Below are 20,690 nucleotides of genomic sequence, written 5' to 3'. Positions count from 1 at the left end.
ACCGTAATCTTGCAGGACATTGTCAAAAGAATGTGGCAAATCGCTAATACGTTTGTTGGATGTTGAAGAGGTAGTCTGCGTTTGAGCGATTACCTTACAACTTTTTTAACTTTTTTTGTAAGAAAGTCATGGCCGCAATGACTAGTACCAGTAATGACATGTTCGAGGAGATCGCTATGGATACATTTTTTATCGTCTTACTGGTTACCGGATTAATGACCGTATGGTTACTTGGCTGCTGGGCTGACAGCCGCTACGGACTGCGTTTCGTCGATTGGTTCAATGGCAAATGCGAAAACCCATTTTCACAGCATCAGGCAGCCGAGGCTGAAAAAGTGCGTAACAAGGACGCGTACATCAAAACGCTGGAAGAACGCATTCAGGTATTGGAAAAAATTGTTACTGAGCCTGCGTACGAGCTAAACAAAAAAATCAATCAGCTGTAGCGACTTTCTTGCGCGCCCTGGGTAAAGGGATTTTATCCATGGCGATGGCGTTACCAAACAGCACGATGACCACGCCCAAGGCCGAGAACCAATGCCATTGGTATCCTTCGAAGAGCGTCGACAACAGCAACGCCACGATTGGGTACATCAAGACCACGTACGCTGCTTTGTCAGAACCAATCTGGCTTAACAATTTCATATAGGCGCCAAACCCTAATACTGACCCAAACAGCGCCAGATAGAGCAGTGACAGCCAGTAGGACTGACTATCCGGCAGAACAAATTCCGTACCGCTCAACAACGCGCCGCCATACATAAACACTAGCCCGTAACTCATGGCATAAAAGTTCATTTGAATGACCGGCGTGCCATGGTCCAGTATGCGCTCTGACACAACATTGCCAATCGAGGCAAACAAAAACGACACCATCGCCAGTATGATACCCAACACCAGTCCGTCGGTGGCGCTGAATACGGTAAATTCTGGGATGAATATCAGTCCAATACCGGCCATACCCAGTGTTGATCCGACAATAACTTCCAGACGAATGGGCTTTTTCAATAATACCCGCCTTAACACCACGTTAATGTAAATGATGGATGAACTCATCAGTGCGACGACGGCGCTAACGATGTACTGCTGCGCCTGATACAGCAGGGTGTAATCAAGGGTGTATAGACTCAAACCCACGGCAGCCATTTTGACGTGAATATGCAATGGTAAACGCATGGGCAGACGGCGCAATAGACAAAAAGTGCCCAGCAGAATAGATGCCAATGTAAAGCGGTAGGCCACTGACAAGCCCGGGTCAACTTCACCAAGTTGGAAAGTAATCGCTAGCCATGTCGATCCCCAGATCAACACGCACGCTGCAAAGAGAAAAGAGCTAGGCATGAATCAATAAAACCTGCGACTGTGACAGAGATGAAAGGCGGTGTACTGTATCATCAGTTCTCGTTGACCCCTAACGTTTGAGCACTTTATAGTATTCTCAAGAGTCTTTTCGAGTCTCATGAAAAAATATCACGAGATGATGTTGCAACGTGCCAATGCAACACAGCTGTAGTGAAGTAAGATGCACAAGGAAACAAGATGCAAAAAATAGCCATATTGCTGGTGCTGCTATGCAGTGCCACGCCCACATTAGCTGACGCCTTCAGCGACGCATATTCCGCTTACCAACAAGCCTACGAACAGGAACAATACGAACAAGCCATTCCATTGTTGAAAACGGCGATAACCGAAGCCAAGAGCAAGTTTGGTGAAAATCATATCAATACACTTAATCTGCAATATAGTTTGGGGAATAATCTGGCGCAGATTAAAAAACATGCAGACGCCTACTCACAATACGAAGCCATAGCGGAGTCGTATGCTGATAAGGTTGGTGAAGAGAGCATAGAATATTATGAGTTCAGCCTACAGCGTTTGCTTGTCAGCAGTTATTTAATGTCTAGCAACGGCGATGGTTTTCGTCGTAAGCAAATGACCCGGGCACGACAGACGCTGGCATTGGCAGAGGATCTTATTGACGAAAGTCCGCAGTTAGAAAGCCGGCTGTTGTATCAGTTCGTAAAAACCCTTCAAGATAGCCGCGCAGGATTTTTAAAGCTTGAAAGGAATATTGATGTCACCAAACGAGCATACGAAAGTTTGCTATCTAAACTTGGTGAACAGGATCTCCGCACGCTTAGCATCCATTTTTATCTGGCCAAGTTATATGAGGCACAAAAGCAGTATGATAACGCGATAGAGATTTACGAGCGTTTGGTCAGCATTGTCGGTCCTGCAACAGATTTTAGTCACCCATACGAATTAGGCGCCCATGCTCGATTGGTATACTTATATGAAAATAAGGGGCAATCTGATAAAGCGACTGAACATTGTCTTGCCATTGGCGAAATGACACCGTGGAGTGATGACATTGAGCCAACGCCTCTATATCGCAAGCCGCCTGACTTTCCGATAAGTGCAGCGAGAATGGGGCGAGAAGGATGGGCCCGCCTGTCTTTTGATATTACTCCAGGGGGGTTTGTCGACAACATAAAGGTGCTGGATGTTAAGGGCAGCGACAGCTTTGCAAAGGTATCTAAAGAAGCCTTAGCCAGCTGGCGCTATGCACCAAAATTTGTAGATGGAGAACCCGTGAAAGCTGAAAATATCAGCGTTCAAATGGACTTCAAAGTAGGCAGATGATCTCGCAGCTTAGCCAGCGCCTGGTCAAACAGGCGCTGTCTGGCTTGTTTTGTTGCCCATGCGTTATGTGGCGTAATGATCAGATTTGGTAAACTTGCTGACAGCAGAGGATGACCCTCTGGTGGCGGCTCTTCACTCAATACATCAAGTCCAGCACCTCCCAAATGGCCGCATTGCAGGGCTTCCAGCAGCGCCGACTCATCGACCAAACCGCCGCGCGCAGTGTTGATAAAAAAACACCCTGTTTTCATCAACGAAAAACGCTCGGCGTTAAATAACCGCTCGGTTTTTTCCGACAACAAGCAGTGCACGCTGACGAAGTCAGCCTCTGGCAACAGAACATCGAGCGGCAGTCTGTCATCGTCGGCGTCATCGCGTAAACTGGCTGCCACAGTGACCTTCATGCCCAAAGCCTTGGCCGCACTGGCAACGCCCTGACCCAATTCTCCATACCCTAAGATCACCAAATGCTTGCCGGCAAGCTCAGTCATAGGATGCTGCATCAGGCAAAAAGATGACGAAGCAGACCAGCCACCCTCGGCAATATCCTGTTGATAGGCTTTGTAATTGCCGGCCAGCAGCAGCATCAACATTAACGTATGCTGCACCACACTGGGTGTGCCGTAGGCGTTGACATTGTTGACCACCACCCCATGATCCCGCGCGGCCTGAAGGTCAATATTGTTAGTACCGGTGGCCAGCACACCCACATAGCGAAGCCGGGGATGCTGTTCAAAATGCTGTCTGTCTATCCTTACCTTGTTGCTCAACACAACGTCCACATCTTTCAGGCGTTGCATGGTTTGCTCAGGTGATGTGGCGTCGAAGCATTGCCAGGTTACCGGCAATGTATGCATAGCCGATAAGTCCAGGTCATCCGGATGCAGCGTGTCCAGATCGAGGATCGCGGCTTTCATTGCGTAACAAAGGTCGCAATCACAATGCCTAATACCAGCAAAATGAAATAAGGAAACGGTGAACGATACCAGGTGATTGGGCGCTGACCGACCTCGCGCGCCTTATCTGGACTAGGCGCAATAATGGGCGATAGGAAAAACATCACTAAAAATACCAGCATCAGCAGTAACGATACTAACCAGGCCCAACCGGTAAGATAGAAACAGCCGCTAAATGTGGCGAGAAGACCTATCACTACCAGCACCCTGGCAGCAGGATGCTTAAGCATGGACGGTTTATGTGTCGCTTCTGTCATTGTCTAATCTCTCCATCTCCCAATACGATAAATTTTTCAGTCGTCAGTGAATCAGCGCCCATTGGCCCATAAGCATGCAGCTTAGAGGTCGAAATGCCAATCTCTGCGCCCAAGCCCAGTTCTCCGCCATCGGAAAAACGTGAAGACGCATTGACCATGACCACTGCAGAGTCTATCTGTTGAGTAAACTGCTGCGCGCGACTGACGTCCTGCGTGACGATAACTTCGGTATGGCCTGAGCCATATTTATCGATATGCTCGATAGCAGCATCCAGACCATTGACAACACGCACAGCGATTTCTAATGCCAGATATTCAGCATGCCAGTCCTGCTCATCGGCACGCGTTGCATTGTCAAAATACTTCAGGCTGTTGTCGCAGGCGTGCACCTTCACATGGTGAGATGCAAGCATTGCCGAGGCTTGAGGCAAAAACTCGTCGGCGATTTTCGCGTCAACCAGTAGTGTTTCCAGTGCATTGCACACGCCGGTGCGCTGCGTTTTACCGTTCTCCAGAATGCGTAATCCCTTGGCGATGTCTCCCATGCCATCCACGTATAGATGACATACGCCTTTAAAATGCTGAATGACGGGAATACGGCTATGCTCAGTGACAAAGCGGATCAGCCCTTCGCCGCCCCGGGGTATGATCAAATCGATGTCGTCACTTAAGGTCATCAGTTCATTCATCACCGCGCGGTCCGGATTAGGCACCACGGTCACCGCAGCAGGGTTAACGCCTGCATTATCCATTGCATCGTGGATACAGGTTGCCAGCGCCAGATTTGAATGCAGGGCTTCTTTCCCGCCTCTCAGAATAACGGCATTACCGGCTTTCAGACACAGCGCAGCGGCATCAATCGTCACATTGGGCCGTGATTCGTAGATCATGGCAATGACGCCCAGCGGGATGCGCATTTTCCCCACTCGAATACCACTTGCCATTGGCTGCAAAGAGGAAACGGTTCCGACAGGATCGGGCTGAGCAGCGATTGCTCTTACCGCATCAGCAATCGCGTTAATCCGCGTTTCGTCCAGTGCCAGACGATCCAGCATGGCGTCGCTCAAGCCGTTATGCTGGCCTGCATCTAAATCTTTGCGATTGGCGGCTATAACATCCTGATAACAAGCATCAAGATTATCCGCTATGTTGTTTAACAGCTTGTCTTTTTGCTGTCCGTTCATTCTGGCAATAGTGCGTGATGCCTGTCTCGCAGAGCGTGCGGCATCGGAGATAGAAAACGTCATGATTGAACCCGATTATTTTTACAGTAACACCATATCATCACGGTGCACGATGGCTTCACCCACACTATAACCCAGCATGTTACTAATATGACGGCTATTTGAGCCTTTTATCTGACTCAGTTCAGCATCATTGTACTGCGCCAGACCTTTGGCAATGGCCGCATTCTGGAAGTGAATTTCAACTGCATCACCAGCTTTAAAGTGACCACTTACTTCCAACACACCAGAGGGAAGAAGAGACGCTCCTCGCTCTAACAAAGCGTTCATTGCACCTTTATCAATTTCAATCACACCCCGTGATTTGAGGGTGTGCTTAAGCCATTTAGCTCTCGCGTTCCCCACACTTTTTTCAGCCTTAAACAACGTCCCTGGCACCTGGCCTTGAGATAAATAGTCGAATACCTGCGCGTCTCTGCCATTTACGATCAAGGTTTGAATACCGCTTTGCATACATTTATGTGCAGCCTGCAGCTTGGTCAGCATACCACCGGTACCGACACTTGAGCCCGCGCCACCGGCCAGCTTGAAGGTATCTTCGTCAATCTGCTCTACTTCTGGGATCAGCTTGGCATCAGGTTGCTTTCTGGGATCTGCATCGTATAACCCGTTAATATCGCTACAAATAATCAGCGTATCAGCCTGAGCAACAAGCGCAGTGTAAGCAGCTAAGTTGTCGTTATCTCCCACTTTCAGCTCATTGACCGCCACCGTGTCATTTTCATTTACTATCGGCAGAGCATGATTCGTCAGCAATTCTCTCAGCGTATTACTGATATTGACGTAACGTGTGCGGTTATGTAGGTCGTCATAGGTCAGGAGCACCTGGGCGCAAGGGAACGAAAACAAACCTGCCCAGTTAGCCATCATGCGGGTTTGTCCTATTGATGCCATGGCTTGCTTTTCAGCGATAGAGGGCTGGTGTCGCACTTTTATCGAATCACGACCTGCGGCGACGCTACCGGATGAGACCACAATCACCTCTTTGCCCTTTTCACGGCTGGCGGTGATGAAGCGAGCAATGTGTTGTAAATATTGAGCTGTACAGGCATGCCCATTTGGTGCGATGAGCGCACTGCCAATCTTGATAACGGCACGGTGCCAGGTAAATGATGACATGCGTAAGCGCATTCCCTTTTTATTGGTAATCCTAGAGTACGAAAACCAGCAGGATTAACAAGCGTCCAATGACGTGAAATGTGCGATAAGCGACAGTTGCAGAATTACTAATATGATCGAACTTCGGGTAGACTGCATACACCCTATACGTCATATCCCCCATAACAGAAGTCGGGACCCATCATGAAAAAACACCTGTCTGTAGCGACTCTGGTCGCCGGTGTCGTATTGTCATTTTCTACGCACGCCACAATAAAACAAACCAAAGGCGACTTTGAAGACAAGTTCCGCCAGCTTGACGAAGTGCTTCCTACTCCCAACGTGTATCGTAATGCTGCCGGAGAACCCGGCCACCAGTATTGGCAGCAAAAGGTCGACTACGATATTGATGTGAATTTGCTTGAGGCGCAACGTCGACTCGAAGCGGAACAAAAAATCACGTATTACAACAATAGCCCCGATACATTGAAGTATTTGTGGGTGCAACTCGATCAGAATATTTTCAAGAATGATTCGATGGCCGAGTTGACCACTACCTTTGGCGGGTTGGAGAACGACCCCGAAAAGCCTGCTCAAATCGGCCTTCGTACGCTCAGACGTCAGCAATTTATGAGCGACAATGAACTCGGTTATCAGCTATCGAACATCACTCTGGAAGACGGTACAGCGTTGGCCTTTACCGTGGTGGGTACCCTGATGCGCGTAGATCTTCCACAGCCCCTTGCGTCAGGCGAGTCAGTCACTTTTGAACTCGATTTTGCCTTTAATATCGTAGAAGAAGATGCCGTATCCGCGCGTTCAGGGTATGAGCATTTCCCCGATGATGCCAGAGAAGGAGGCAATGATATATTCCTGTTGGCACAGTGGTTCCCGCGCCTGGTTGCCTACACGGATTATGAAGCCTGGACCAATAAAGAATTCCTGGGACGAGGTGAATTTACTCTCGAATTTGGTGATTATGATGTGTCGATCACTGTTCCTGCTGACCACATTGTGTCATCAACTGGTGTGTTGCAAAACCCGGATGACGTGTTAACCGCCGAGCAGCGTAAACGACTCAAGCAGGCTGAGACGGCCGAGCGTCCAGTGTTTATCGTTACAGAAGAAGAAGCACTGGAAAACGAAAAAGAAGGCACCAGTGACACGAAAACCTGGCACTTTGCCGCAGACAACGTGCGTGATTTTGCCTGGGCGTCATCACGCAAGTTTATGTGGGACGCGCGTGGCTATCAGCAGGGTGGTGAGGTTCAACCTCTGGTCATGGCGATGTCATTCTACCCGAAAGAAGGTGGTGACTTGTGGAAGAAGTATTCAACTGAGTCCATCATCCACACTATGGAAGTCTATTCGCGGTTCTCGTTCGATTACCCTTACCCTACGTCACAATCGGTAAATGGTCCGGTAGGCGGCATGGAGTATCCCATGATCACCTTCAATGGCCCGCGCACAACATTGCAGGATGACGGTTCGCGCACCTATTCTCAGGCCGAGAAGCGCTTTCTGATTGGCGTGGTCATCCACGAAATTGGCCATATTTATTTCCCAATGATCGTCAACTCCGATGAACGCCAGTGGACCTGGATGGATGAGGGTTTGAATAGCTTCCTGGATGGCGTTGCCGGCAGAGAGTGGGATCCGGACATTCCGTGGGGCGTAGAGCCGAGAGACATCGTGGATTACATGAAATCACAGCGTCAGGTACCCATTATGACGCAGTCTGACTCCGTGTTGCGCCTTGGCCCGAATGCTTACACCAAACCCGCAGCAGCGCTGAACATTCTGCGTGAGACCATCATGGGCCGCGAGCTGTTTGACTTTGCGTTTAAAGAATTTGCCCAGCGCTGGATGTACAAGCGCCCGACACCTGCAGACTTTTTCCGCACCATGGAAGAAGCATCCGGCGTTGACCTGGACTGGTTCTGGCGCGGCTGGTTTTACTCGACCGATCACGTCGATATCTCAATAGACAGAGTCTATCAATTACGTCTGGATACCGAAGACCCAGATATTGACTTTGCTCGCGAGAGACAGGTTGAACTGGATAAGCCGCTGTCACTCACGGTTGAACGTAATGCACAGGAAGGAAAACGCCTGTGGATTGAGCGTAATCCCGACATTACTGACTTTTACGATGAAAACGACCGCTTCACGGTGACCAATAAGGAACGCAATAGCTATCAGTCATTTTTGGATGGTCTTGAGCCGTGGGAACGCCGGGTTTTTGACCGCGCGGTTAGTGAAGACAAGAATTATTATGTGTTGCAGTTTTCCAATCTTGGCGGACTGGTGATGCCAATCATTCTTGAACTAAGTTTTGCAGACGGCAGCAAGGAGATGATGCGCATTCCTGCTGAGATTTGGCGACGTTCACCTAAATCCGTAAGCAAACTCATCGTCACCGAAAAAGACAAGGTGCTGACAGATGTTGTCGTCGACCCGCGTTGGGAAACCGCTGACGTTGACGTGGAAAACAATCATTACCCACGCCGTATCATTCCTTCGAGGATTGAGGCCTATAAGTCCAAGCCACGTTCGGGCAAGGTGTATCGCGATATCATGCAGGACATCAAAACCGAGCTGAAGGACGATAAAGACGAATGATACGCGTCGCAAAAATCATGGCTGTACTGGGGCTGATAGTGATGTCAGCCACCAGCTTTGCCCATCAACAAAAAGCAGCCATCAGCAAAGTATTATTCAATCAGCGCACCGGTAATATTGAAATCATGCACCGTTTTAATCTGCATGACGCTGAACATGCGGTTAAAGTACTATTTGGTAAAGAGGCCGACTTTCTTGTCGATGAAAGCACGCTTGGCCAGTTTACCCATTACGTAGAAGACACCTTCGCGTTGCAGCTCGACGGAAGTGCAGTCAAACCACGGCTAGTGGGCTCAGAAATCGATGGTAAGCATATCTGGGTGTATCAGGAGACGGCGATACCCGAAACACTTGACAGTATGCGCATTACCTTTACTGCATTGACCGAAATATGGCCGGCCCAACTTAACACCGTCAACGTTGAAGGCAGAGGAGATCTGCAAACCAGACAGTTTAGCGCCCAGCAGCCAGCCCAGACTGTGACGTTCTAAGGCTAAAGTCTCACTGTTCAATTGAGGTGGTTTTATGTTACCCATAAGCCACCTTGACTCAATTTGATTGCCCCCATGACTGACGCTCTAAATGAAAAACCGAAACGCCTGATATGGGTCTGGCTGACAGGCTGCATGGCATTGGTCGTTATCGCCAGTATGTTCTCCAGCGATGTTGCCCATTCCGCTGCGGCGCCTTTAAGTTCTATCTACAGCATAATGTTATGGATGGGACTATTCTGCTGGACCCTGTTTCGCTATCTCGGAAAGAGCGGCGGAATAGGGTTTGCGGTAGGAAGTGCGATAGGCATTACTGTGTTTATCCTGGCGCCGCTATTTGTTGTCTAATCCTGAGCGGTTGTGTCTGCGTATAAACACCACACCATCACAAACGGGCGTATGATGTGAGTGACAAACGCAGTCAGCGACGCGTACCCACAGGACGTCTCAGCCGACTCACCAAGCTTGGAGGCATGGCCACGCGGGTGGCGGGCAATATGCTGTTTGAGGGTGCCAGTCAGCTAGCCAGAGGTCAGCGTCCCAAAGCATCAGACTTACTGCTCACCCCGGCAAACGCAAAGCGTATTGCAGACCAGTTAGCGCATCTGCGAGGCGCTGCTATGAAGGTCGGTCAGCTATTATCCATGGAAGGTGGCGACTTGCTGCCTGAAGCTCTGACCGACATTTTGGGCCGTCTTCGAGCCGATGCCGACCCCATGCCAGAAAAACAGCTTCGCCACGTGCTATGCGAGTCCTTCGGTGAAAACTGGCAGGATGACCTCCTTTATTTCAGCTTTGCGCCGATTGCTGCAGCTTCTATTGGTCAGGTGCATCGCGCCATCACCATGGACGGCACTGAACTGGCAATAAAAATACAATATCCGGGCGTTCGAAAGAGTATTAACAGTGATGTCGATAATGTCGCAACGTTACTTAAGTTATCCGGACTGTTACCCAGAGGCATAGACTATGGGCCACTGCTTGAAGAAGCCAAAGCCCAGCTTCACAGCGAGGCAGACTATGAGCAAGAAGCCCAAGCCCTGCAAACCTTCTCCGAATTCATTGCTGATACAGAATATCTGACACTGCCCACGCCTTACCTGCCACTATGTGACAAGAATGTACTTGCTATGACGTACATGAAAGGTGTGCCGATTGAATCGTTGGCAGAAGACTCTGAGGCAACCAGAAATCATGTAATCAGTGTGCTGTTTGAATTGCTGTTCAGAGAAGTATTCGACTATCAATTCGTACAGACTGACCCCAACTTTGCTAATTTTCAGTACGACGAAGACACTCATTCTGTGGTGCTGCTGGATTTTGGCGCAGCCAGATCCTTAACTGAAGAAATGGTCAGTGGCTATCGCCAGCTTGTGTTAGGCGTATTAGACAAGGATTTACCGAGCATTAAGGAGGCGGCGCTGCAGATCGGTTTCTTTGATACGAGCACGCCTGCTGACATACAGGACTGCATTACACAGCTTTGTTACCAAGCCTGCGAATCATTGCACCAGGATGCAAAATATGATTTTGGCTCAACAGATCTGGCTGACCGGATGCGTGAAGAGGGGTTAAAACTTACCTTTGAGCATGATTTCTGGGAGGCACCACCCGCTGACTGCATATTTCTGCATCGAAAAATAGGTGGCCTATTTCTTTTAGCGGTCAAGCTAAAAGCTAATCTGAATGTCCGAAAAATCGCCGAGCAGCTTCTATTCACTGTGTGATTGTTCAGAACGACAGCGTAAATTAATCAGATAAATGATAAAGACATCTGCTCCGAGGTGAAGCACGGAAGCGAGAAACGCGCCCATACCAGAATCAGTTGCCAACGTGCTGAGAAACCTGTCCTGGGGACTGCTCATTTGCGCTAATTGTCCGGTAGCGGCGGATAACAGGCTGTATTCATCGTAAATTGCAGATAAATTCATCAACGCGAAGGCCACGAAAAGCCCTATGACGGCTTTTCGCTTGGTTTCATTCCAGATGACTTTTGAAGAAAAGATCCAGCCAATCAGAAACACACAGGCGGTAACGTAAAAATTCCATAAAAATCCCACCTGTTCACGAATGGTTAGTATCGCACTGACGTACTCTGATTCATTCATAAAACGTCCTTATTTAATGAGCCGTGAGGTGTCAGAGTGTAACAGCAATCTGGCTGTTCAATAAGGCTGTGTCATAGAAAATGGAACACTGATGTTGTCATTCGCCTTGGGAGGGTTGCCGATCATCTCATCGTAAGGCGAATCGTGAGTCATGATGGCCTCTTTTACCGGGTTATTTTCAAACGCGTCTCGAATATGCTGGGTGCTATGAAAGCGCATGGGCCTGTCCTCTTTGCCATAAACAAGGCCTTCATCATTGCCTATCCTGACTTTGACCAGATAGACATTCATTTCGAAAGACTGCACTTCAAGCAAATCAATCCCTGTTTGCTTACCGACAAGATCAGAAAAATTGAATTTCATTGGAGCAACCGGTTTACCTGAACAACCTAATAGGTTACGCGTTTTATTTGCGCTTAGTTCATTCAGCCGGCAGCGACTTTTCCTGTGTGCTGTGATCGCCACCTAACGCGGACAAGGCCAGCAATACCAGACAAATCGCCGACAGTACGACAAGCGTTACCGACAGCCAGGTTGCAACAGGTAAGAATATACCTGCCATGAGTACGGTCAGGTTTTTTGCACCTTCAAGCCAGTTAGCAATAGGGCGCATTTCCAGCTTCCAGCCCAAGGTCGCGCTGGACAGAATCATAAAGCCAGCCAGCGTAACCTGTTCAGTCAATGTAAGTTGCTGCACACCAATCATGAACATCACGGCAATCACTACGCTTAACGCCAGCTGAAAAACCGCATACCACTTGGTCGCAGTATCCATCTGTACGTCAAACTTTTTAAAGGTTTGCAGGTCATTGAGCTGCATTGGATATTTTTCTGCCACATCTTCGGGGCGCCAACCAGTGCGACCAAACCAGACCCTCAACTTATCCTGCCATCGGGCTGTATGCCAACTGTCACTAATCAACTGACCGTAAACCTGCATATTCGCCCACAAAGGGTTCCAGCTGTTAAGTGATTTGCGCACCCCGTAGATAGGCGCTTCGCTATCCAGCTCTTCCTGAAATGTACCAAACAGCCTGTCCCAAATAATAAATACACCGCCGTAATTTTTATCCAGGTAGATTTCGTTTTGCGCATGATGAACACGGTGGTTGGACGGGCTAACAAAAAACCATTCGAACCAGCCCAGTTTTGGCACGTGCCGAGTGTGTACCCAGAATTGATACACCAGATTTAGCGCCGCCACCGACACGATCATCATGGGGTCAAATCCGATTACAGCCAAAGGCAGGAAAAATACCCAGGTCAGTAATGCGCCACTGGTTTGCCTTAATGCGGTAGTCAGGTTGTACTCTTCGCTGGAGTGATGCACCACGTGAGCTGCCCACAGCACACTGACTTCGTGCCCCAAGCGATGATTCCAATAATAGAAAAAGTCATACAACACAAAGGCTACGACCCACACCCAAAGGCTGTCCGAGAAGGAATACAGCGCACTATGCTCATAGACAATGACATAAAGTGTAAACGGCAAAAGCTGTTTTAAGATGCCGGTCATGCGGCTTAACACGCCGATGCTCAGGCTATTTACAGCATCATTAACCCGATAGTAGTGCGTTCCTTTCCATTTTTCCGCGATCAGCTCAATGCCGATTAAGAGGAAAAAGAACGGAATGGCAAACAGAATTATAGTCATAAAGCGCGGGTGTCATCACAGCCATTGGAGCATTTAACAAGATTATAACAATCATTTAGGGCCTGTGAACACTCCGCGTATATTTGCCCTGCAAATTAGCTGGATTTAACAAAGTCGAACAATGCTTGTATTGTAATGTCTATACTAATCCCCATAAGACGTTTTATAACAAAGTATTTGTGCTGTTACGGAGCCACTATGACTGAAACTTCCAGCCCGTCAAAAAGTATGTTGCCGCATATTGCCATCGCCGTGGTGCTTATCGTCGTGTTAATGGCGGTATTTTTGTGGCCATCCGATGATGAGCCAGAACCTCAGACGTTGGTTGCGCCACAGCCTGTCGTCGAACAGCCGCAGGAAACTGAGCCAGAGCCTGTTGAACAACCTGAACCTGAGCCAGTTGAAACCATGCCAGAGCCACAGGCCGTGGTAATTGATGCAGATGCTGAACCGACGCCTATGCCAGAGCCTGTTGAGATACCCGAGCCAGAGCCCGTTGATGTGACAGATAGTGCGGTAAAATCCGCGCTGTTGGACATTAGCGGTATCGAAATGGTCGGTCGACTGCTGGTAAATGACGACTTGTTGCGTCGTTTAGCGGTCACAGCGGAAAATCTCAGACAAGAAAATATGGCGCCAAATCATCGCCTGCTACAACCGCCAATGAAAGAATTCCGTATCTATCAGCAAGCCGACAAAGAGTGGATTGATGCCGCTAGCTACAAGCGCTATACGCCCTACGTCGAAGCACTGGAGTCGATGAACAGTGAAGATCTGCTTGGCTTATACGCAATGTATAAACCAACGCTGCAAGAATACTACGCTGAAATTGGTGACCCGGACGACGATTTTGATCAGGTGCTCATCGAAGCAATCAATACCCTGCTCGATACCCCTGAGGTACCTGTGCCTGTTGAAGTGTATACCGACAGCGTAATGTATAAATATCGCGACGAGCGACTGGAGAACCTGCCCGGACCACAAAAACAATTGTTGCGTACAGGCCCAGATAACATGCGCCGCATCAAAGCCAAACTGCGCGAGCTTCAGGAAGCGCTGGAAGCCAATGGATCTCGCTAGGCTGCAAAAACAACTTAGTGCTGAAGATAAATCACTGCCGCCGGTTTCCAAGTGGAACCCGGCATTTTGCGGTGATATCGACATGCTTATTAAACGTGATGGCAGCTGGCACTACATGGGCACGCCAATTGGCCGAAAAGCACTGGTTAAACTGTTCAGTACGGTATTGCGCAAAGAGGACGATACCTATTTTTTAGTCACGCCTGTAGAAAAAGTGGGGATTACCGTAGAGGACGTCCCCTTTGTCGTATCAACCTGGGACTGGGTGGATGGCCACTTGGTCTTCAACACGCTTACTGAAGACCGCTTCATTGTAGGCGAGCAACATCCGGTTGAGCTTCGTGAAGACCCATCTGGTGACACACTCATACCCTACGTATTAGTGCGCGATAATTTATGGGCTCGACTGCATCAAAACGTCTATTACCAACTCATTGAGCAGGGTCAGTTAACGCAAAAAGACGATGCCGTACACCTGCTGGTCAAAAGCGGTGATTATCAATTTAGTCTCGGAATTATTCCAAACTAGTCAGCGATTACCGGTGGCTACTTTACAAACGCTTTAGCGATACCTGCCAGAGCCTTTATACTGCGCGTGAGCGACTTGGCACTTTGCTCCATATTGCCAGCAATCTCATCATTTTTCTGAGCCACACCGCGTAATGAAATGATCTGCTCTTCAACGCTACCACACACTTTTTCCTGCTGAGTCGATGCATCTACCACCTGCTGAGTATAATCAGCAATGCGCGACACTTTATCGTGTATTGTGGCAATGGCCTGAGCGGACTCGTTAGCCTGTTCAACACTCAGTAACGCTGAGTCACGGCTTTCGTGCATAGTCGATACCCACTGATTGAGAATACCTCGCATCGTATCCAGATTACTGACGATGTCACCTGCAGATTGTTGAGTTCGGGTAGACAGCGCTCTGACTTCATCAGCGACTACTGAGAAACCGCGTCCACTTTCTCCAGCCCTGGCTGCCTCTATGGCAGCGTTCAATGCCAACAGATTTGTCTGATCGGCAATGGCTTCAATTTCGCTCATAGTGGAAGCTACCTTATCTGACTCAGTGACCAGCTTATCTGCAGTGGCGGCGGCATTCTCCACGATCCCAGCTAGTGTCGACACGGTATCACGCCCCGTAACGATTAACTCCTGAGCAGTAACACATTGCTGATGGGTCTCGGTTACCCCGTCTCGGGTCTGGTCGGTACTATTAACCACATCCTGACTTGATTGAGACAATGTACCTACTGCATCGGCGATATTCTCTACAGCGGATTTTTGCTGATGTATTGCCGCACTGGTTTGCTCCACAAACGACATCAGTGACTCCGCCACATCCTGTAGCTGCGAACTGGCATCCTGCATTCTACCGAGCATGGTGCGCTGCATGGCTTCCGTCAGGCCCTGTCGGAAACGAAACACACTGGCGGTGCCTTTGCCATGGAAAACCAAGCGGCTAACACTGTCATAATCGTTCTTTATATCGTTGGCGACACGTGGGATCTGAAACAGCTCAACGCTGAACAGCCAAGCCATCACGGCAATTAATACGGCACTGGTGACACCGGCCCACAACCCACCAATAATACCAATGGTAATACAACCCACTAGCGCGACCGCTGCCGCTGCGCCCAGACGCTCAGTCGACCACTCTTTCAACACTTTGGTATTGCCGTTGTTCAGTGCGGCATAAAGCTGTTCTGCACGCTGCACTACCCTGCGCTCAGGTTTCACTCTGACGGATTGATAGCCAACTAATTTTTGCTGTTCAAAAATCGGCGTGACAAATGCATCTACCCAATAATACCGGCCGTCCTTGCACAGGTTTTTAACAACGCCCCGCCATGGCGTGCCGGTAGCAATATGGTCCCACATTTCTTTAAAAGCAGCTTTTGGCATGTCAGGGTGACGCACAATGTTGTGGTTCTTACCAACCAGTTCAGATTCGGTGTACCCGGCAACCTCACAGAATGCATTATTCGCGTATGTAATGATGCCACGGGTATCGGTAGTTGATACCAGCTGCAACTTGGCATCAAAGTCATTCTCCCGATCGACTACTTGTTGGCCACGACGCATGAAACCTTTCCTTCTTGCTGTTGCTCACCAAATTTCAAGAATAGGCGTTGGAGGATGACTTAACAACGCTATTTTGATTAACAATCAACAGGTTTTGACCTGGAACATAAATTCTCCTAAGGTGGCTGACGTCAATTAGCAATGGACACTTACAATGATAACAAAACGACTCTCTACCCTTTTGCTAACAAGCTGTTTGTCATTCGCCTCTTATGCCGACACATTGATTCATGCCGGTATGGTGATCACTGCAAACGGTGATCAGGTGCTCAACAATGTCACGATTGTCGTTGCTGACAACCGCATTAAATCCATCGACAGCGGATTTGCCAGCGCCAGCGCAGGCGATACGGTTATCGATTTAAAGGAATACACGGTGATGCCCGGCCTGATGGACATGCATGTGCATTTATCTATGCAGCATGGCGGGCCGCAGACGTATCTGGAAAGATTTTCCAACAACGAAGCTGACTACGCACTTAACGCAGCACACTATGCTCGTAAAACATTGATGGCCGGTTTCACGACCGTGCGTAATCTTGGCGACAGCTACAATGAAACGGTGGCATTGCGTAAAGCGATTAATAGCGGCAAAGCCGTTGGCCCACGCATATTTACGTCGGCAAAGTCCATCGCCACAACCGGTGGACATGCCGATCCCACTAACGGGCGTAACCGCATGCTGACCGGCGACCCTGGCCCAGTAGACGGTGTGGTCAATGGTATTGCCGACTCCAGAAAAGCCGTCAGGCAGCGATATAAAGACGGTGCTGACCTGATTAAAATCACAGCCACAGGCGGTGTATTGAGTGTTGCCAAAAATGGCCAGAACCCCCAGTTTATGGATGACGAGCTCGAGGCCATTGTCTCTACAGCAAAAGACTATGGTATGACCGTTGCTGTTCATGCTCATGGTAAAGAGGGAATGGAGCGAGCCATCAAGGCAGGTGTCAATTCGATTGAGCACGGTACCTATATGGACAAAGACACCTTCGCGCTGATGAAAAAGCATGATGTGTACTATGTGCCGACCATTCTGGCCGGCAATTTTGTGGCAGAAAAGGCCAAAATAGACGGCTATTTCCCAGCTCTGGTTCGTCCTAAAGCTGCCGCTATTGGACCGCTCATCCAGCGTACCTTTGCCAGAGCGTATGAGGCGGGCGTGCGTATTGCATTTGGTACGGATTCTGGCGTATCGCCACACGGTGACAATGCGAAAGAATTTGTGCTGATGGTTGAAGCTGGCATGCCAGAAATGGAAGCCATTCAAAGCGCAACCATACATGCAGCATCACTGATCAACAGACAAGACGAATTAGGCTCACTGATGAGCAACAAGCTAGCAGATATGGTCGCCGTTAAGGGTAACCCATTAGAGGATATTCGATTAATGCTGGATATCCCGTGGGTGATGAAAAACGGAACCGTGTATAAAAGCCACTAGCTTTAGACCAGCGTGTTTGCGAGGCTAAATGCTTATTTGCAGGCTTTAGTACATTCACCGCACATGCTCAAGGGCATATTCGTTGCCTCGTTTTTAGAATCAACGATTGTGCCCGTGCCCATCGAGGCGGTGTTACTGCCCTTGATGCAAGCCAAACGAGACAAGCTGTGGTCAATTGCATGGATGGCCACGCTGGGCTGCATGCTTGGCGCTATGGTGGGATATGCAGCAGGCTACTTTATGTTTGAATTGCTTGCTGATTTTGTCGCTCAGGCGTTCGCCTCGCCACAACAGCTGGAAGACGCCATAGACAACGTTAATGAACAGGGATTTTGGTTCATACTGATGCTTGGCATCGTTCCTTTACCTCTACAGATTGGCATGCTGGCAGCCGGTGCTACCGGATTCCCGATAGTGCTGTATCTGCTAGCGATTTTTATCTCCCGTGCGATTCGATATTTCGGGATTGCCATCGTCATTAAATTTGCCGGAAACAGTGCCGAACGCGTACTGAGGCGAAATAAAAGCAAAGCTCTACTACTATCAATAGTCATTATTGCCACTGCCTGGTGGTTCACCAGCCAGATATAGTCAAATCAGTTCATCAAGGAGAAACCGATGAAAACCCTACTAGCTAGCTCTGTAATTGCCATATCACTATCCAGTTTTAATGCTTTGGCGGACAATCACGCCGACATCGCCGATAAAGTCAAACAGGTGATGCAAAGTGAGATCCGCACCGAGCGAGATACCGAGCGGGATCGTAACCGTAAGCCCGCAGAAACCCTGGCGTTTTTCGGTTTGAAGGACGATATGCGTATTGTCGAACTCATTCCTGGCGGTGGCTGGTATGCCAAAATCCTGGCACCATTGATGCGAGACAGCGGTGAATATTATGCCGCGATTGGTACCAACAGTGTAAAGCGCAATCTGGCAGACAAACCCGGTTTCGACAAAATGAGCATTGTTGCTGAGGATGCAAAGCTGTGGCGCGAAGAGGGCGACCGATTCTACTCTCTTGAGCTCGACTCTCTAGGCGTGAGCGACGCTGATATGGTGCTAACCTTCCGTAATTACCACAATTTCAATGAGTCAGGCCGTATGGCAATGAACAACGCCGCCTTTGCTGCACTCAAGCCCGGTGGCATCTATGCGGTTGTCGATCACACGGCTCGCCATATGGAGCCAGACACACCCAGCAATGGTCGTCGTGTCGATCCGGTAAAAGCCATTGTAGAAATCCAACGTGCAGGGTTTGAACTGGTTGATTACTCGACCTTACATTATCGTGAAGATGATGAACTGGAGTATGAGGTCGGTGCTAAGTCAGTGACCGGCAATACTGACCGCTGGACATTGAAATTCAGAAAGCCAGACTAGGCCTCACTGCCCTTTCTTTATTAGGTAACGATACGGAGATTGCTCCGTATCGCTTGCCACCAGCGTATGCTGCATAAAACGACAAAAGCTGGGTATATCGCGGGTAGTTGACGGATCGTCCGCGGTGACCAACAGCGTTTCACCGTCGGCCATTTTTCTGATTTTTAATCGCACCATCATCACTGGCTCAGGGCATTTCAAGCCGAGCGTATCTAATGCTTCATCAGCGCGCTCAAATGCCGATTCAGACACCAAAGTCCTCTCTGTATTGCTCGATTGCGACGAGATGATTAGCAAATTCTGGCTTATCCTTAAGGTAGGTGACTAACTCAGCCAGACTGATAATGGAAATGACATGAGTATTAAAATCACGCTCCACTTCCTGAATAGCAGAGAGTTCACCCTGGCCTTTTTCTTGACGATCAAGTGCGATTAACACACCGGCCAGCGATGCGTCATTCGCAGCAATGAGCTGCATCGATTCACGAATTGCCGTACCAGCGGTGATAACATCGTCCACCAGCATGACCCTTCCCGCTAAAGGACTGCCGACCAGATTGCCGCCTTCACCATGGATTTTTGCCTCTTTACGATTGAAACAGTAGGGTACGTCTACATCGTGCTTATCTGCCAGCGCAACCGCAGTGGTGGTAGCGATAGGGATCCCTTTATAGGCCGGGCCAAACAGGACATCAAACTGAATACCAGATTGCATCAGCGCCTGTGCATAAAACTGGCCCAGTTTGGCCAGGTCTCTGCCGGTATTGAATAATCCGGCATTAAAGAAGTAAGGACTTGTGCGACCGGACTTCAAAGTAAACTGACCAAATTTGAGTACCTGTCGCTGAAGTGCAAAGTCGATAAATTCTCGCTGATAGTCGTGCATGCTTTGGTCCTTAGTTAAGTGAGGCTTTCTGGGCGTCAAATAACTCGCGCAGACCGTGTTTGGCAAGTTCGAGCATTTCATGCATTTCGTCAAAACTGAAAGGTTCACCCTCAGCTGTACCCTGCACTTCTATAAGCTTGCCGGTATCTGTCATCACCACATTCATATCAGTCTCGGCATCTGAATCTTCAGTATATTCAAGATCGGCGATAGGCGTACCTTTATGTACGCCAACAGACAGCGCAGCAATCATATGCTTAAGCGGATTGGTTTTGATAATGCCTTTACTGCGCATCCAGGTTAATGCGTCGACCATAGCGACACAGGCCCCTGTAATAGACGCCGTGCGTGTTCCACCGTCGGCCTGGATCACATCACAGTCGACCGTGATGGTATTTTCACCCAACAATGACAAATCCACCGCGGCGCGCAATGAACGCGCAATTAAACGCTGAATTTCCAATGTGCGACCACCTTGCTTTCCACGCGCTGCTTCGCGGGCCGAACGGGTATGCGTGGAGCGTGGCAACATGCTGTACTCTGCGGTTACCCAGCCTCGTCCTTGCCCCTTCATGAAACGTGGCACACCCTCTTCAACGGAGGCGTTACACAGCACTTTTGTGTTGCCAAACTCAATCAACACTGAACCCTCAGCGTGACAGGTAAATTGACGGGTAATAGTAACTGGGCGAATTTGGCTAGCAGTACGGCCGCTTGGACGCATAACGAACTCCCG

General features: G+C 49.1%; 23 protein-coding genes. 11 read left to right on the top strand and 12 right to left on the bottom strand.

The window, feature by feature from the left end; genetic code table 11:
* Positions 1-176 precede the first annotated feature (176 nt).
* Positions 177-446, top strand: a complete 270-nt coding sequence (locus G441_RS0109340) for a hypothetical protein (protein ID WP_026376112.1) — start codon at positions 177-179, stop codon at positions 444-446.
* Here G441_RS0109340 and G441_RS0109335 read toward each other — a convergent pair.
* Positions 433-1,341 carry a DMT family transporter gene (locus G441_RS0109335; RefSeq protein WP_026376111.1) on the bottom strand — a complete coding sequence of 303 codons (909 nt, stop codon included), beginning with the start codon at positions 1,339-1,341 and terminating at the stop codon, positions 433-435. The genes G441_RS0109340 and G441_RS0109335 overlap by 14 nt on opposite strands.
* 198 nt (positions 1,342-1,539) lie before the next feature.
* Here G441_RS0109335 and G441_RS19285 point away from each other — a divergent pair, with 198 nt between their 5' ends.
* The gene (locus tag G441_RS19285) at positions 1,540-2,643 is read left to right on the top strand and encodes a TonB family protein (protein WP_051275459.1); all 1,104 of its coding nucleotides are present in this window, start codon (positions 1,540-1,542) and stop codon (positions 2,641-2,643) included.
* Here the strand turns inward: G441_RS19285 and G441_RS0109325 are convergent.
* The 4 genes from G441_RS0109325 to proB are packed head-to-tail and all read right to left on the bottom strand — an operon-like array spanning position 2,616 to position 6,219.
* Positions 2,616-3,560, bottom strand: coding sequence for a D-2-hydroxyacid dehydrogenase (locus G441_RS0109325; RefSeq protein WP_026376110.1), 945 nt, complete (start codon positions 3,558-3,560; stop codon positions 2,616-2,618). The two genes, G441_RS19285 and G441_RS0109325, sit on opposite strands and share 28 nt — an antisense overlap.
* The gene (locus tag G441_RS0109320; protein ID WP_026376109.1) at positions 3,557-3,856 is read right to left on the bottom strand and encodes a hypothetical protein; all 300 of its coding nucleotides are present in this window, start codon (positions 3,854-3,856) and stop codon (positions 3,557-3,559) included. The genes G441_RS0109325 and G441_RS0109320 overlap by 4 nt, the downstream gene beginning before the upstream one ends.
* Positions 3,853-5,103 carry a glutamate-5-semialdehyde dehydrogenase gene (locus G441_RS0109315; RefSeq protein WP_026376108.1) on the bottom strand — a complete coding sequence of 417 codons (1,251 nt, stop codon included), beginning with the start codon at positions 5,101-5,103 and terminating at the stop codon, positions 3,853-3,855. The genes G441_RS0109320 and G441_RS0109315 overlap by 4 nt, the downstream gene beginning before the upstream one ends.
* 18 nt (positions 5,104-5,121) lie before the next feature.
* Positions 5,122-6,219 (bottom strand): glutamate 5-kinase, encoded by a 1,098-nt coding sequence (proB, locus tag G441_RS0109310; protein WP_026376107.1) that lies wholly within the window; start codon positions 6,217-6,219, stop codon positions 5,122-5,124.
* A gap of 183 nt (positions 6,220-6,402) precedes the next feature.
* On the opposite strand from proB, the gene G441_RS0109305 reads away from it, so the two are divergent.
* The 4 genes from G441_RS0109305 (at position 6,403) to G441_RS0109290 (ending at position 11,038) form a co-directional block, all read left to right on the top strand.
* Complete coding sequence (locus tag G441_RS0109305) at positions 6,403-8,820, top strand: M1 family metallopeptidase (protein WP_034474768.1); 2,418 nt, start codon at positions 6,403-6,405, stop codon at positions 8,818-8,820.
* Positions 8,817-9,311, top strand: a complete 495-nt coding sequence (locus G441_RS0109300; protein ID WP_034474767.1) for a DUF6702 family protein — start codon at positions 8,817-8,819, stop codon at positions 9,309-9,311. The genes G441_RS0109305 and G441_RS0109300 overlap by 4 nt, the downstream gene beginning before the upstream one ends.
* Before the next feature lie 75 nt (positions 9,312-9,386).
* Entirely contained in the window at positions 9,387-9,659 is a 273-nt protein-coding gene (locus G441_RS0109295; protein WP_026376104.1) for a hypothetical protein, read from the top strand.
* Positions 9,660-9,715: 56 nt separating this feature from the next.
* Complete coding sequence (locus G441_RS0109290; RefSeq protein ID WP_026376103.1) at positions 9,716-11,038, top strand: ABC1 kinase family protein; 1,323 nt, start codon at positions 9,716-9,718, stop codon at positions 11,036-11,038.
* Here G441_RS0109290 and G441_RS0109285 read toward each other — a convergent pair.
* The 3 genes from G441_RS0109285 to G441_RS0109275 are packed head-to-tail and all read right to left on the bottom strand — an operon-like array spanning position 11,024 to position 13,073.
* Positions 11,024-11,419, bottom strand: coding sequence for a hypothetical protein (locus G441_RS0109285; protein ID WP_026376102.1), 396 nt, complete (start codon positions 11,417-11,419; stop codon positions 11,024-11,026). The two genes, G441_RS0109290 and G441_RS0109285, sit on opposite strands and share 15 nt — an antisense overlap.
* A gap of 57 nt (positions 11,420-11,476) precedes the next feature.
* Entirely contained in the window at positions 11,477-11,782 is a 306-nt protein-coding gene (locus G441_RS0109280) for a DUF6482 family protein (protein WP_026376101.1), read from the bottom strand.
* Positions 11,783-11,840: 58 nt separating this feature from the next.
* Positions 11,841-13,073, bottom strand: a complete 1,233-nt coding sequence (locus tag G441_RS0109275; protein WP_026376100.1) for a sterol desaturase family protein — start codon at positions 13,071-13,073, stop codon at positions 11,841-11,843.
* A 198-nt stretch (positions 13,074-13,271) separates the two neighbouring features.
* Between G441_RS0109275 and G441_RS0109270 the strand changes: the two genes are divergently transcribed.
* Together G441_RS0109270 and G441_RS0109265 are read left to right on the top strand one after the other, a co-directional pair.
* Positions 13,272-14,153 carry a DUF3014 domain-containing protein gene (locus G441_RS0109270; RefSeq protein ID WP_026376099.1) on the top strand — a complete coding sequence of 294 codons (882 nt, stop codon included), beginning with the start codon at positions 13,272-13,274 and terminating at the stop codon, positions 14,151-14,153.
* A complete protein-coding gene (locus tag G441_RS0109265) occupies positions 14,140-14,682 on the top strand; it encodes a DUF1285 domain-containing protein (RefSeq protein ID WP_026376098.1) in 543 nt (180 codons plus the stop codon). The genes G441_RS0109270 and G441_RS0109265 overlap by 14 nt, the downstream gene beginning before the upstream one ends.
* Before the next feature lie 17 nt (positions 14,683-14,699).
* Here G441_RS0109265 and G441_RS0109260 read toward each other — a convergent pair whose 3' ends face one another.
* A complete protein-coding gene (locus G441_RS0109260; protein ID WP_026376097.1) occupies positions 14,700-16,244 on the bottom strand; it encodes a methyl-accepting chemotaxis protein in 1,545 nt (514 codons plus the stop codon).
* 154 nt (positions 16,245-16,398) lie between these two features.
* On the opposite strand from G441_RS0109260, the gene G441_RS0109255 reads away from it, so the two are divergent.
* From G441_RS0109255 to G441_RS0109245, 3 genes are all read left to right on the top strand, one after another.
* A complete protein-coding gene (locus G441_RS0109255; RefSeq protein WP_026376096.1) occupies positions 16,399-17,688 on the top strand; it encodes a metal-dependent hydrolase family protein in 1,290 nt (429 codons plus the stop codon).
* Positions 17,689-17,751: 63 nt separating this feature from the next.
* Positions 17,752-18,279, top strand: a complete 528-nt coding sequence (locus G441_RS0109250; RefSeq protein WP_051275458.1) for a YqaA family protein — start codon at positions 17,752-17,754, stop codon at positions 18,277-18,279.
* Between the two features lie 27 nt (positions 18,280-18,306).
* On the top strand, positions 18,307-19,068 hold the full coding sequence (locus G441_RS0109245; protein ID WP_026376094.1) for a class I SAM-dependent methyltransferase: 762 nt from the start codon (positions 18,307-18,309) through the stop codon (positions 19,066-19,068).
* 3 nt (positions 19,069-19,071) lie between these two features.
* Here the strand turns inward: G441_RS0109245 and tusA are convergent, their stop codons facing one another.
* The 3 genes from tusA to rph are packed head-to-tail and all read right to left on the bottom strand — an operon-like array spanning position 19,072 to position 20,678.
* Positions 19,072-19,320, bottom strand: a complete 249-nt coding sequence (gene tusA, locus G441_RS0109240) for a sulfurtransferase TusA (protein ID WP_156896332.1) — start codon at positions 19,318-19,320, stop codon at positions 19,072-19,074.
* Positions 19,313-19,954: an orotate phosphoribosyltransferase gene (pyrE, locus tag G441_RS0109235; protein ID WP_026376092.1), complete on the bottom strand. Its 642-nt coding sequence runs from the start codon at positions 19,952-19,954 to the stop codon at positions 19,313-19,315. The genes tusA and pyrE overlap by 8 nt, the downstream gene beginning before the upstream one ends.
* Positions 19,955-19,964: 10 nt before the next feature.
* On the bottom strand, positions 19,965-20,678 hold the full coding sequence (rph, locus tag G441_RS0109230; protein WP_026376091.1) for a ribonuclease PH: 714 nt from the start codon (positions 20,676-20,678) through the stop codon (positions 19,965-19,967).
* Positions 20,679-20,690: the final 12 nt, after the last annotated feature.

Origin of the sequence: Aestuariibacter salexigens DSM 15300 (assembly GCF_000429145.1) — a bacterium.
Taxonomy (GTDB): Bacteria; Pseudomonadota; Gammaproteobacteria; order Enterobacterales; family Alteromonadaceae; genus Aestuariibacter; species Aestuariibacter salexigens.
The sequence above is the reverse complement of the archived record's forward strand: the minus strand, read 5'-3'. Positions and strand labels throughout refer to the sequence as shown.

Excerpts from the sequence above, each read along its gene's own strand:
- G441_RS0109335 (WP_026376111.1), bottom strand. The coding sequence starts at position 1,341 with ATGCCTAGCTCTTTTCTCTTTGCAGCGTGCGTGTTGATCTGGGGATCG.
- G441_RS0109285 (WP_026376102.1), bottom strand. The coding sequence starts at position 11,419 with ATGAATGAATCAGAGTACGTCAGTGCGATACTAACCATTCGTGAACAG.
- G441_RS19285 (WP_051275459.1), top strand. The coding sequence starts at position 1,540 with ATGCAAAAAATAGCCATATTGCTGGTGCTGCTATGCAGTGCCACGCCC.
- G441_RS0109320 (WP_026376109.1), bottom strand. The coding sequence starts at position 3,856 with ATGACAGAAGCGACACATAAACCGTCCATGCTTAAGCATCCTGCTGCC.
- G441_RS0109265 (WP_026376098.1), top strand. The coding sequence starts at position 14,140 with ATGGATCTCGCTAGGCTGCAAAAACAACTTAGTGCTGAAGATAAATCA.
- G441_RS0109295 (WP_026376104.1), top strand. The coding sequence starts at position 9,387 with ATGACTGACGCTCTAAATGAAAAACCGAAACGCCTGATATGGGTCTGG.
- rph (WP_026376091.1), bottom strand. The coding sequence starts at position 20,678 with ATGCGTCCAAGCGGCCGTACTGCTAGCCAAATTCGCCCAGTTACTATT.
- proB (WP_026376107.1), bottom strand. The coding sequence starts at position 6,219 with ATGTCATCATTTACCTGGCACCGTGCCGTTATCAAGATTGGCAGTGCG.
- G441_RS0109305 (WP_034474768.1), top strand. The coding sequence starts at position 6,403 with ATGAAAAAACACCTGTCTGTAGCGACTCTGGTCGCCGGTGTCGTATTG.
- G441_RS0109270 (WP_026376099.1), top strand. The coding sequence starts at position 13,272 with ATGACTGAAACTTCCAGCCCGTCAAAAAGTATGTTGCCGCATATTGCC.
- G441_RS0109255 (WP_026376096.1), top strand. The coding sequence starts at position 16,399 with ATGATAACAAAACGACTCTCTACCCTTTTGCTAACAAGCTGTTTGTCA.
- G441_RS0109280 (WP_026376101.1), bottom strand. The coding sequence starts at position 11,782 with ATGAAATTCAATTTTTCTGATCTTGTCGGTAAGCAAACAGGGATTGAT.
- G441_RS0109250 (WP_051275458.1), top strand. The coding sequence starts at position 17,752 with ATGCTCAAGGGCATATTCGTTGCCTCGTTTTTAGAATCAACGATTGTG.
- G441_RS0109260 (WP_026376097.1), bottom strand. The coding sequence starts at position 16,244 with ATGCGTCGTGGCCAACAAGTAGTCGATCGGGAGAATGACTTTGATGCC.
- G441_RS0109275 (WP_026376100.1), bottom strand. The coding sequence starts at position 13,073 with ATGACTATAATTCTGTTTGCCATTCCGTTCTTTTTCCTCTTAATCGGC.
- G441_RS0109245 (WP_026376094.1), top strand. The coding sequence starts at position 18,307 with ATGAAAACCCTACTAGCTAGCTCTGTAATTGCCATATCACTATCCAGT.
- G441_RS0109340 (WP_026376112.1), top strand. The coding sequence starts at position 177 with ATGGATACATTTTTTATCGTCTTACTGGTTACCGGATTAATGACCGTA.
- G441_RS0109315 (WP_026376108.1), bottom strand. The coding sequence starts at position 5,103 with ATGACGTTTTCTATCTCCGATGCCGCACGCTCTGCGAGACAGGCATCA.
- G441_RS0109300 (WP_034474767.1), top strand. The coding sequence starts at position 8,817 with ATGATACGCGTCGCAAAAATCATGGCTGTACTGGGGCTGATAGTGATG.
- pyrE (WP_026376092.1), bottom strand. The coding sequence starts at position 19,954 with ATGCACGACTATCAGCGAGAATTTATCGACTTTGCACTTCAGCGACAG.
- G441_RS0109325 (WP_026376110.1), bottom strand. The coding sequence starts at position 3,560 with ATGAAAGCCGCGATCCTCGATCTGGACACGCTGCATCCGGATGACCTG.